Origin of the sequence: Acinetobacter sp. C13 (assembly GCF_016809775.1) — a bacterium.
GTDB lineage: Bacteria > Pseudomonadota > Gammaproteobacteria > Pseudomonadales > Moraxellaceae > Acinetobacter > Acinetobacter pittii.
Genome location: NZ_JAFBJL010000001.1, coordinates 876,803 through 889,039 on the forward strand (window position 1 = coordinate 876,803; position 12,237 = coordinate 889,039).

General features: G+C 37.7%; 11 protein-coding genes. 3 read left to right on the plus strand and 8 right to left on the minus strand.

Features of this window, described 5'->3' with window-relative positions; translation table 11 throughout:
- Positions 1-2: 2 nt before the first annotated feature.
- The 6 genes from sstT to JGE69_RS04310 all read right to left on the minus strand — a co-directional run bounded on the left by sstT (position 3) and on the right by JGE69_RS04310 (position 5,479).
- Positions 3-1,205, minus strand: a complete 1,203-nt coding sequence (gene sstT / locus JGE69_RS04285; protein ID WP_057070726.1) for a serine/threonine transporter SstT — start codon at positions 1,203-1,205, stop codon at positions 3-5.
- Positions 1,206-1,612: 407 nt separating this feature from the next.
- Positions 1,613-1,924, minus strand: coding sequence for an ArsR/SmtB family transcription factor (locus tag JGE69_RS04290; protein ID WP_002121379.1), 312 nt, complete (start codon positions 1,922-1,924; stop codon positions 1,613-1,615).
- Between the two features lie 468 nt (positions 1,925-2,392).
- Positions 2,393-2,956, minus strand: coding sequence for a TetR/AcrR family transcriptional regulator (locus JGE69_RS04295; protein WP_002121343.1), 564 nt, complete (start codon positions 2,954-2,956; stop codon positions 2,393-2,395).
- A gap of 352 nt (positions 2,957-3,308) precedes the next feature.
- Complete coding sequence (locus tag JGE69_RS04300) at positions 3,309-4,472, minus strand: cupin domain-containing protein (protein ID WP_199112421.1); 1,164 nt, start codon at positions 4,470-4,472, stop codon at positions 3,309-3,311.
- Positions 4,473-4,502: 30 nt separating this feature from the next.
- Positions 4,503-5,096, minus strand: a complete 594-nt coding sequence (locus JGE69_RS04305; protein ID WP_005069567.1) for a Maf family protein — start codon at positions 5,094-5,096, stop codon at positions 4,503-4,505.
- Positions 5,096-5,479: a DUF2237 family protein gene (locus JGE69_RS04310; protein ID WP_002121396.1), complete on the minus strand. Its 384-nt coding sequence runs from the start codon at positions 5,477-5,479 to the stop codon at positions 5,096-5,098. The genes JGE69_RS04305 and JGE69_RS04310 overlap by 1 nt, the downstream gene beginning before the upstream one ends.
- Positions 5,480-5,617: 138 nt before the next feature.
- On the opposite strand from JGE69_RS04310, the gene JGE69_RS04315 reads away from it, so the two are divergent.
- The 3 genes from JGE69_RS04315 (at position 5,618) to fba (ending at position 8,333) form a co-directional block, all read left to right on the plus strand.
- Positions 5,618-6,805: a phosphoglycerate kinase gene (locus JGE69_RS04315; RefSeq protein ID WP_057070728.1), complete on the plus strand. Its 1,188-nt coding sequence runs from the start codon at positions 5,618-5,620 to the stop codon at positions 6,803-6,805.
- 123 nt (positions 6,806-6,928) lie between these two features.
- The gene (locus JGE69_RS04320) at positions 6,929-7,174 is read left to right on the plus strand and encodes a hypothetical protein (protein ID WP_002121463.1); all 246 of its coding nucleotides are present in this window, start codon (positions 6,929-6,931) and stop codon (positions 7,172-7,174) included.
- 121 nt (positions 7,175-7,295) lie between these two features.
- Positions 7,296-8,333: a class II fructose-bisphosphate aldolase gene (fba, locus tag JGE69_RS04325; RefSeq protein WP_002121428.1), complete on the plus strand. Its 1,038-nt coding sequence runs from the start codon at positions 7,296-7,298 to the stop codon at positions 8,331-8,333.
- Between the two features lie 118 nt (positions 8,334-8,451).
- On the opposite strand, the gene JGE69_RS04330 is transcribed toward fba, so the two are convergent.
- Positions 8,452-9,762, minus strand: a complete 1,311-nt coding sequence (locus tag JGE69_RS04330; protein WP_005069560.1) for a peptidylprolyl isomerase — start codon at positions 9,760-9,762, stop codon at positions 8,452-8,454.
- Positions 9,762-12,203: an LPS-assembly protein LptD gene (locus tag JGE69_RS04335; RefSeq protein WP_017386818.1), complete on the minus strand. Its 2,442-nt coding sequence runs from the start codon at positions 12,201-12,203 to the stop codon at positions 9,762-9,764. Before JGE69_RS04335 ends, JGE69_RS04330 begins: the two co-directional genes overlap by 1 nt.
- Positions 12,204-12,237: the final 34 nt, after the last annotated feature.

Below are 12,237 nucleotides of genomic sequence, written 5' to 3' on the forward strand. Positions count from 1 at the left end.
GTTTAAGACGTTTGCTTGGAGCGAATATCTACAGCTGCAGTAAATAATACATCTGTAGATGAGTTAAGGGCTGTTTCAGTAGAGTCTTGCAATACACTGATAATCATACCAACCGCTACAACTTGCATCGCAATTTCTGTTGAAATACCAAATAGACTACAAGCTACAGGAATGAGTAGTAAAGAACCACCAGCAACACCAGAAGCACCACAAGCTGAAATAGTAGCAACAACTGATAAAATAACCATTGTCGCAAAATCAACATGAATGCCAAGAGTATGTACAGTAGCTAATGTAAGTACAGTAATCGTGACTGCCGCACCTGCCATATTTACTGTTGCGCCTAACGGAATAGACACACTTGCTGTAGATGGATTAACACCTAAACGCTCTGCTAAATCTAAGTTAACTGGAATGTTGGCCGCTGAGCTTCGTGTAAAGAAAGCTGTAATACCACTTTCTTTTAAGCATTTAAATACGAGAGGGTATGGATTTCCACGTATAGTAAGGGCAACAAGAATAGGGTTGATAACTAAAGCAACAAAGAACATGGTGCCTAACAATACCACTAATAATTGTGCATAGCTCTCAAGTGTTGCAAGTCCAGCATCGGCAAAAGTCACTGCAACTAATCCGAAAATACCGACTGGTGCAAAAGCAATTACTTTATGAATAATAGCACTTACAGCATGTGAGACATCCTGCATCACTTGTTTTGTGGTGTCTGAGCTGTGGCGCATAGCTAAACCTAGGCCAATTGCCCACGCTAAAATACCAATAAAATTAGCTTCACTAATTGCTTGAACAGGGTTCGCAATAAAGCTTAAGAGCAAGTTTTTTAATATATCTGCGAGACTACCAGGCGCTTGTAAATCATTATGCGAAACTGTATTGAGGAATAATGTGCTTGGAAAAGAAAGACTGACAATCACAGCTGTGAAAGCTGCAAGCAACATACCTGCCACATATAGAATCATAATAGGGCGTAAATTGGCGCTATGACCCACTTGGAAGTTGGCAATAGAAGAAAGCACCAATACAAAAACTAAAATAGGGGCAACCGACTTTAAGGCTTTAATGAAAAGCTCACCAAATAAACTTAAGTAAGGCGTAACGTTCGGAAATAGTAATGCAACGCCTATCCCTAGAATAATGGCGATAATAATCTTAGTGACTAAGCTTAATCGAGAAAAGAATGCAAGCATATAAAGGCCTTATTAACCTAATCATGGCTAAAGGTTGAACAAGCGGAGTATTTTATACTTAAGTGATGTGAATCTTAAGCTTTTTTATAGCACCTAGAAGTATTTATACTTAATGGTAATATTAAATATTTGTTTTTATTGGCCTTAATTTAATATTTTTAATTTTGGAGTTGGTGATTTTGCTTGTTAATTGCTCATTAAAAAACTAGGTATATCAAAAAGCTGTGAAAGCATGGAATAGGCTAAAGAAAATAGGGTGGCAAAAAGTTAAATATGGTTGAGCTTTTTAGAAAAGCTACGCGAATTTTCAAAACTTTGTGCTTGGATTGGACTCTAAGCTTTCAAGCTGAAAAATCGCATATTTCAGGAAGTTACTACTATTATTATAATTTATAATTTAAAAAATATTATTTACTTGCACAGTACAGCTGATGAAGCGTATTTAAAATTGAATGCATATTGTCATCCTTAATTGAATAAAAAATTTGCTTGCCATCACGACGGGTTGATACAACATCACTTTTGCGTAGCATCATAAGTTGTTGTGAAAGAGTGGGCTGGGTAATTTGGGTCTTCTCTTCAATTTGAGAAACATTTAACTCCTCATAAGCTAAGTGACATAAAATTAATAAACGATCTGTATTAGCCAAAGATTTAAGAATTCCAACGACTGAATCAGCCGCATTTTTCATTTCTTCGATTTGGAGTCCATCTTTCATACTTTATACCTATATCAATATAGCGGGCATAGTATAGATTGATCTTATGAAAATGAATGTAGCAAAACTAATCAATCCAATTGTTTTTGTTGAAAAGCAATATAAGGGGAATTGATAAATAAGTAGTCTTTCTAATTAAAAACAACTATTTGTATTTCTTTTGTGTCTAAAATGTTGCTTTGTGTTATAAGTGTAATTGTTAAGTATAAGTGAAACGAAGTCAACCTAAAACAATTTCAATTTGCTTTCGATAAATAGTTAAATCTAATTTATCTTGAGACAAATCATAAAAAAGGATTGAGTTTTTATTTTTTAAATATATAATCTGTTTTGTACAGACAGGTCTGTATATTTTGGTTCAGTAAGGTCGAAAAAAACGTCTAATTGTGAACCAAAATGACTTTCAGACGCAGCGTGATACATAAGAAGAATCATTAAATATAAGAAGAAGAATATCACGCTTTATTTTTAGGCTGCTCTTTCGAAATCGATTAATTTTTCTACTCGAGTCCAGTAATCATTAATTTTTATTGAACCATGTTCGACTTGAGCCTGTATAGTCATACCTTCCAAAATATTAACGAGTAGTAAAGATAGGGGAACTGGCTCTTTTACATCATACTGGTTAAGAAGATTTTGCATGAGTTGGGTCAGCCAAGCTTTATACAAAGTGGCAGGTTGATGTGTTGAAGGATATTGTTTTAAAACCTCTTCCAAGGCTTTTTGAAACATACAGCCATTAAAATCTTCGCTATTAAACCAGTCAGAATACCATAAAAATACTGCTTTAATTCTTGCAAGAGGATCTAACTCATCATGTTTTGATAAGGCAGAAGTAAGAGAGTTTTGTAGAAGCGTATTTCGAAGAAGTAGACACTCTTCAATTAATTTTTCTTTTGATGGAAAATGCTTATAGAAAGTCATTTTTGCAACGCCAGATTCATTAATGATGCGATCTACACCTATAGAATTATAGCTATACGAGTTAAAAAGTCTTAATGCGGTGTTAATAATGTCATCTTTTTTCGACATATTTTAGCCTCTCACAAATGAATTGCTATTAGCTTGAACGGTGATCTTTATCAATGAGAATCTAGATAATTTAATTTTACAAGGTATTGTTTGTTATTGATAGAAAAAAGATATTATTTTTTTAAACGCTCAAGTTTTACTTTTAGGGGAATGGCAAAGAGTTTTAGGCTATATATTTAAATAATCATACTTCCTTTTTCAAAATCTTTTAACTCCAATATTTTTGCGATAAGTCGATTTTAAAGTTTAAAAAGGAAAATTAATAAACAAAAAAAATTTATTTTTGAGTTTGTCGGCCAATTTAAAAGTGGACTTCCCGTTGCTTTGAAAAGTCCACTTTTATTAAAGTTTCTTACTCTGAAGGTGGTAAAAGCATCAAAATAGATTCATTGAGTAAGTAAGCAACATTTTCAAGGATTTCAAGCTCATTAAATTCGCTATCGAAAGCTAAGCTTTTTCCATCAGCAATAGCTTTTAATTTTGGTGCGAAAGTTTCAGCTATACATAGCGCTTCGCCATTTCCCCAGAAGCTTAGAATTCCGTTATTTTCTGTATAAAGTAGGCGAGAGGCAGGTTCTAATAGAACTTCATAACCTTCATGTAAGATCTCTTGAAGATCATCGGCTTCGATCTCATCAGGTTCTGGAATATTATCTGGATATTTAGGTTCGCTCATATAAGACATGATTGCTGCATCAAGTGCTGCAGAGTCTTGCAACTGAGCTAAAACTAAGTCTTTTAGATAGCTTAGTTCAGTTGAGTTAATTTCGCCAATTTGGCTCATTTGTTTGCGTGCGATATCTACAACAGGATTTTGGAGTAAAGTATTAGCTGAAAATTGATCGCTAATACGTTCCATCATTCCGGCAACGTTTGGCATGCGAAAGCCAAATGAGAAAGTTAAGCAGTCATCTTCTGCGACCCCATAATGTGCCATTCCAGGTGGAACATAAAGTAAATCACCTGGTGCTAAAACTTCATCAAATTGCACATCTATTTCTGGCAAAAGTTTTAATGGTTGATTGGGTACAAATGCAGTATTTACATCGCACATTTGACCTAGCTGCCAGCGACGATGACCATGACCCTGAACTAAAAACACATCATAAAAATCGAAATGTTTTCCAACTGAACCACCCTTAGGTGCATAAGACACCATAATATCGTCGCGGCGCCATTGAGGAATAAAAGGAAATTTTTTCCAAAGTTCAGAAAGATCAAAAGAGTAGTGATCTACTGCCTGTACTAAAATTGACCATAATTTTGGTAGCTTTTGAAAATCACCTTTGGTTAAAGGTGAAGACTTTACGTGCCATTCATTTGGATTTTTATCTTTTTGGCGAATCAGTCTGGCACTTGCATGTTCTTCCAAGGCAAGTTCTTGCACATCCTGAGGTTGTAAAAGACCTATAATTTCTGGTAATCCGTTACGCACCAGTAAAGGTTTTTTCTGCCAATACTCTGCTAAAAATTGCTCGGCAGTAATACCGCCTAAAACTGTTAAAGGTTCTGTCATGGAAATAACCTATTTATAAAATATCTAGAATTAAGGAATTTGTAGATCAAGTTGCCTTAAAATATGGCAAAGTTGAATCATAGGAAGACCCATAAGTGTGGTCTGGTCTTGGCCTATCATTTTTTCAAACAAGCTAATTCCTAAACTTTCACACTTAAAGCTGCCAGCGCAATGTAGTGGCTGATCTAATAAAACGTATCGTTCAATTTCAGCTTGATTCAGGTTTCGAAATTTAACTTGATAATGTTCAACAAGCGTTTGCTCAAAGTCTCTATCGAGCCATTGCACGCTAAGAGCTGTACTAAAAAAAACAGTTCGACCAGAATTATCTGCTAGTTGTGCTTTGGCATTTTCAATAGTCATCGGTTTGCCAATAAAGTCATGCGGGGCATGTTCTCGCCAAGCAACTTGATCTGAACCAATAACGATGGCTGATGGGTTCTGTTCAGCAATCACCTGAGCTTTTGTGAAAGCGAGCCTTTTTGCAAGTTCATCGGCATGGGTTTCATCGCGAGGACTTTCATCAATATCGGGACTAATACAAATATAATTAATTCCAAGACGGTCCATTAAGTCTTTGCGAGTTTGACTACTCGAAGCCAAAATAATTTGTGGCTGAACCATTACACTGCAAATTCCATTAATACATCTAAAGGTACATAGCTTAATACAGCTTGATGACATGCATGTATTTTAATAGGAGGGGCTTCACCAGCTTGATAAGCCTCTACCCAGCGAGTTACGCAGATACACCAGAAATCACCCGGTTTCAGACCAGGGAAACCTACTTCTGGCAAAGGAGTAATAAGATCATTACCAATTTTCTGAGAGAAATTTAAGAAATCAGAGGTCATTTGTGCACATACGGTATGCTGACCAAGGTCTGTTACTGCTGTGTGGCAGAAACCATTTCTAAAATAGCCCGTAATAGGGTCAAAGCAACAACTTGCTAAAGGTTCCCCTAAAACATTTAAGCGATTGATTTGTGGATCTGGATGAATAGACATAATGGGTGAAATATCAAATAACTACCTCTATCATAATCAAAACTGGGGCTTTCTACAGCTTTTATGCAAAAAAACTAACCTTTTTTGAAGTAATCATTTAAAATTGGCGCGTTTTTAAAATCATAAAGAGAGCTTTACATGAATTTTCAGCGTATGACTGACCTTAACTTAACAGGCAAACGTGTCCTTATTCGTGAAGATTTAAACGTTCCTGTCAAAAATGGTGTGATTACTAGCGATGCTCGCTTACGTGCAGCATTACCAACTATTAAAGCTGCTTTAGATAAAGGCGCAGCAGTGATGGTATGTTCACATCTAGGTCGTCCTGTTGAAGGTGAACCAAAGCCAGAACAATCACTTGCACCAGTCGCTGCTTATTTAACAGAAGTATTGGGCCAAGAAGTTAAATTATTAACAGATTATCTAGAAGGCGTTGAAGTTGAAGCTGGTCAAGTTGTATTGCTTGAAAATGTACGCTTTAACCATGGCGAAAAGAAAAATAATCCAGAGCTCGCTCAAAAATATGCTGCACTATGTGACGTATTTGTTATGGATGCATTTGGTACTGCTCATCGTGCAGAAGCATCTACTGAAGGTGTAGCTCGTTTCGCTCCAGTTGCTGCTGCTGGTCCTTTGTTGGCTGCTGAGTTAGATGCACTAGGCCGTGCAATGCAAACTCCTGAAAAACCAATGGTTGCAATTGTTGCTGGTTCTAAAGTTTCAACTAAACTCGATGTTTTAAACTCACTTTCTAGTATCTGTGATCAACTGATCGTTGGGGGCGGTATTGCAAATACATTCTTAGCAGCTGCTGGTTTTAACGTTGGTAAATCATTATATGAAGCTGACTTGGTTGAAACTGCTAAACAAATTGCTGCTAAAGTAAGTGTCCCACTTCCTACAGATGTTGTAGTTGCGGATGCATCGCAAATTAATTTTGAAGATTTCTTAGGTTCTTTAGCAGCAGCTCAAGCTGTGGTGAAGAAAGTAGAAGATGTGACTGCAAATGATATGATTTTAGACGTTGGTCCAGAAACAGCTAAAGCATTTGCTGATATTTTAACAACATCAAAAACGATCCTTTGGAATGGTCCAGTAGGCGTATTTGAAGTAGATCAATTTGGTGAAGGTACGAAAGCGCTTTCTCTTGCGGTTGCTCAATCGGAAGGATTCTCGATCGCTGGTGGTGGAGATACATTAGCTGCGATTGATAAATATAACGTCGCTGATCAAATTGGTTATATTTCTACAGGTGGTGGTGCATTCCTTGAGTTTGTTGAAGGAAAAACATTGCCAGCAGTTGCTGTTTTGCTTGAACGTGCTTAATACTGTTATATAGAAATAAGAAGGGATTGGGTAACTAATCCCTTTTTCATTGATAAGTCATTAAACTGTCATATATTTGCAATAAAATGTCGAGTATTAAATCACCAACTGTGGAAAATAGTGATGAATTTAAAGCTTACATTTGCTGCTATGTTAATTGTACCAATGATGTTGACTGCTTGTGCTAAGAAAGATGAAGCATCTCAAGCGGGCCAAGAATCAGCTGCATCTACTGCTGTTTCTGAAAAAGTAACGCCTGAGCAACAAGCAGCAATTGATGCGATTGATAAGCCAGTTCTAGATGAAAAGAATACAGATGTGGTTGAAGGTAGTGCGCCAAGTGAGGCTGCTGCTTCAGAAACACATTAATTTGTTGTTTTTTGTTAAAAAATCCCTGCAAATGCAGGGATTTTTTTTGAAATACTGTGATTTGTTGCTGAATTGAAATAAATGACAGGGTAGAATAAGCCGCACTACCTGGGAGGATATTATGGCACTCATTTCAATGCGCCAGCTCTTGGATCACGCTGCTGAACATAACTACGGCGTACCAGCATTTAACGTAAATAACTTAGAACAAATGCGTGCAATTATGCTTGCCGCGGATGCAACCAATTCACCTGTAATTGTTCAAGCATCAGCTGGAGCTCGCAAATATGCAGGCGCTCCATTCTTACGCCATCTTATTTTGGCTGCAATTGAAGAATGGCCACATATTCCAGTGGTAATGCATCAAGACCATGGAACAAGCCCTGATATCTGTCAGCGTTCAATTCAGCTTGGCTTTAGCTCAGTGATGATGGACGGTTCATTAGGTACAGATGGTAAAACACCTACTTCTTATGAATACAACGTTGATGTAACTCGTAATGTTGTTGCTTTGGCACATGCATGTGGTGTTTCTGTCGAAGGTGAGATTGGCTGTTTAGGTAGCCTTGAAACTGGTATGGCTGGCGAAGAAGACGGTGTTGGTGCAGAAGGTGTACTTGATCACTCACAACTTCTTACTTCTGTTGAAGAAGCGACTCAGTTTGTTGCCGATACTAATGTAGATGCATTAGCGATTGCTGTAGGTACTTCACATGGTGCTTACAAGTTCACTCGTCCACCTACAGGTGATATCTTGGCAATTGACCGCATTAAAGAAATTCATGCGGCATTACCAAATACTCATCTTGTTATGCATGGTTCAAGTTCTGTGCCGCAAGAGTGGTTGAAAGTAATCAATGAGTTTGGCGGTGATATTAAAGAGACTTATGGTGTACCTGTTGAACAGCTTGTAGAAGCAATTAAACATGGTGTGCGTAAGATCAATATCGATACAGACTTACGTTTAGCATCTACTGGTGCAATTCGTCAGTTTATGGCTGAAAACCCAGCTGAATTCGATCCACGTAAATACTTTGCTAAAACTGTAGATTCAATGAAGCAAATTTGTATTGATCGTTATGAAGCGTTTGGTACAGCTGGAAATGCTGACAAGATTCGCCCGATTTCTTTAGAGAAAATGGTTGATCGCTATAAATAATTCCCGTTAGGGTTTAATTTATAGAAACCGGTTATTTATATAACCGGTTTTTTATTATGTAAATTTCATGCATAAAAAAACCTGTGACAAACACAGGTTTTAATAAAGAGAAAAAGAGTTACTTTTGTAAGTTCTTTTTGTCTAGACTTGGATCTTTGATTTCTACATATGCATTTGCACGTACTTCACGTAACCAGCTATCAATCTCAGTGTTGAATTGGCGTTCACCTAAAATTTGACGTGCCATACGCTCTTGATATTCGTGCGTCATATCTTTTTCACGTTTATCTGTTACTTGTAAGATATGCCAGCCGAATTGAGTTTGGAACGGTTCGCTAATTTCACCTACAGGAATTTCCTGCATTTTTTTATCAAATTCAGGAACCATCATTCCAGGTGTTACCCAACCCAAACTTCCCCCATCACGTGCTGAACCTGTGTCATTTGAATAGGTTGCTGCAAGTGTTGCAAAATCTTGACCAGCTTTTAAGCGTTTATAGATGTTATCAATAATTTGCTTAGCATTCTCAAGAGTCACTACTTCAGATGGCTGAATGAGAATGTGGCGGGTTTGAAATTGAGGTACTAAAGCTTTTTGCTCATTTTGTTTGCGTTCAAGAAGCTTTAAAACATGTACACCATCACGTACTGAAACTAAGTCAGTCGTTTGCCCATCTTGTAATGGTGTAATACGAGCCGCAAGTTCAGCAGGAATATCAGACAGTGGGCGGAAACCCATATCAGCACCTTCAACTTTTACATTTGCAGTTGAAAGTTTTTTCAAAGCATTTATATCATTACTTTGAGCAAGCTTTGAACGCACTTCTTGAGCTACAGATTGAACTTCTTGTGCATTGTCACCAGAAATGCGCATATGAATTACATGTGCTTGATTACCTAACGCAGCTTGTCCCTGAGGTGATTTTAAGAAGTTTTCTACATCTTGATCACTAATTTTAATACGAGACATCACTTGTTGTTGGCGCAAACGACTAATCGCTAAATCCTCAGCGATTCGGCCACGTAAACTTTCATAAGTTCCTGGTGCCATAGCATCCAATTTTTGCTGGAAAGCTTCTAAACTTTTACTTCCAGATTGACTTGCTACTTTTAAGACTGCTTCATTTAAGCTTTTTTCATCAGGTTTGATGCCATATTTTTTAACTTGTTCAAGTTGTGCCTCACGCAAGATGAGTTGATCTAATACTTGAAACTGCAAGTATTGCTGAGGTGGCACTTCTTTTTTTTGAGCTTGAAGTTCATGAGCTGCTTCAGCCATACCTTGTTGAAGATCGCTTTTTAAAATTACGCTATTGTCCACAATTGCCACAACTTCATCAGCGGGTTGGGCAAAACTATGCATTGATGAAGAGATTAGGGCAGCAAGTGTAGTTGCTTTAAAAAACTGTTTAAGATGCTTTGTCTTCATTAACGTTGTGTCCAAGATTGATTAATTTTGTTAAAACCTAAAACGCGATTTTCAAGTAAAGACGCGAGTTTATTGTTTAAACCACCTAAACCTTTTAGTGTAATTTCGGCCATGATCGCGCGCTTTTCACTAACATCTGGAGATTTTGGATCGTCTAGATCGTTATAGTATGAACGGCCATAGACAGAAATACCCCAGCAACATGACTCATAGTTAACTCCTAACAAGAGTTCACGGGCAACATCATTGTCCATGTCATATTGTACGTGGCCCATAATACGCCAATTGTCTTTAATTGGTTGTATAAACGATGCAACAACTTGGTCATAAGTATCTTGACGACCAGGAATATCTTTACGATAGAAATAGCCTAGGTTATATAGATTTCCTTTATCACCTGTGTAGTAAAGTTGGAAGTCACGTTGAGCATTGTCACCATTCGACATCCAAGCTGAGTTGGCAGCAATGGTAAAGTTTTGGTTAAGCTGGCTTGATAGGCTCACAACAGGACCTGTGTTGCGTTCAGTATCAATTTCATCTTGTTGTCGTTGTAAGGTGACACGACGGTCTTCGAAATAGTAACTTTGACCTACACTTGCCCGTAAACGTTCTAAGCCTACTGTGTCAAAGAGGCTATAACTTACACCCAAGGATAAAAAGTTATTGTCTTCTAGGCGGTCATGACCATAAAAACGGTAAGGGTTAAATAATTGATCATAACTTACTGACGCAGTAGTTGAGTCAAAGTTAGGATAACCATCTTGATTTTTGTATGGCGCATATGCATAGAAAGCACGTGGTGTAAGTGTTTGTAAGTACTTACCATCACGTTCAAAGTTCAGTCCAGTGTCTAACGTGAATTGAGGTACAACGACTGATTTGTTTTCAGAACCACCATCTAGATTTTGAGATGCGATACTGTCCTTATCATAAAACGTTTGAATAGAACGTACAGAGACTTCAGGAATCACAAAAGCTGCCGGTGTACGGTAGTTATAACGCGTTGCGAACTGGTTATAAATACGTGTACCACTACTTTCTTGAGCAGAATCATCATTAATTGATTTCTTAAAGTAAGCAGTGTCGTTATTAAATTCGTATTGTAGTCCTAGTGGATTACCAGTGACGTAATTTAATAAGAATTGTGGTAAACGCGCGTATGGTTTATCTGCATCTGCAACTTCAGGATCAAGTGTCTGGAAATCTTCGACTTTAAGCTGTGCTTTTAAACCTGGAATACCATGTTGATAATTAAGTTCCCAAGCTCTACGTAAGTTAAGATCTGTTTTAGAGTTAGGACTGCTATCTAAGTCAGAGAAGTAATCTTTATCTGATGCATAGTTATATTCGAGGTTAGTAGACCACTGATCGTTGATATCCCAATTATGTAAAAAATGGAAATCTTTACGATCTTTGTCATCATAACCTTTGTCAGATGGCAAGATGCCACCCCACATTTCCCCAGCACCAAAGCCATCAGTTAAATATCTAAATTCACCTTTTAGCATTGCACCGCGGTCTGCTAAATATCGCGGAGTAAGTGTCAAATCATAGTTAGGTGCAAGGTTTAGATAAACCGGAACAGAAAGCTCAACACCGCCATCGTTTGAGAAACCAAATTGTGGGTTGAGGATACCTGTAGTACGGCGGTCATCAATCGGGAAGTTAAAATAGGGAACAGCTAGAACAGGAACGTCCTTAACATATAATTTTGTTCCACGAGTTACGCCGCGTCCAGTTTCCTGATTTAACTCAATTTTATTGGCTTGGATTTTCCAACCGGGTTTTTGGCCTGGTGGGCAAGTCGTATAGGTTGCATCATTAAGAACCATAACGTTTGGTGAGGTTCTTTCGATTTTTCCTGCATGACCATGGGCATGTTGCTGTTCAGAAATATAAAAACTATTGTCTAAATTCCCGGTTTGGGTTTTTAGGTTGTAATTAATTTCATCACTCTGTGAAAGTAACCCGCCTTGAGCTAACTGTACTCGACCTTGTGCATGCGCAAAGGTTTGGGTCTTATCAATCGTTACTTTGTCAGCACGAACTGTGCGTCCTTCTTGATCAATAACGACATCACCTTCTAAAACAGAATCACCCGCTGGGTTGTAATGTCCGTAGTTAGCAGTAACGACAGAAGTCGCTTTGTCGGCATCTAAAGCTTTGGTTTCAGGGTTAATTGGTGTAACCCATGTGCCTTGGCAAAATGCCGAGCTTAAATATTTATTGTCACGAAGCTGAGCTTCAGGTGCAGATTTATCAACATAATATTGCTGAAAGAATTCTTGACCTGGGTAAGCTTCCTTGATGCTCGCTTTAAGTTGATTATTGTCTATATTGGAGACAACATCAGTCGACTCAGCATAACTTGATTGTATGGAGCCACATAAGAGCGTAAAAATAGCTGTCGCTAAAGGATTAAATTTAAACTGATGCTTCATTGTCTCATTAACCAAGTATGCTAATTCACAATTA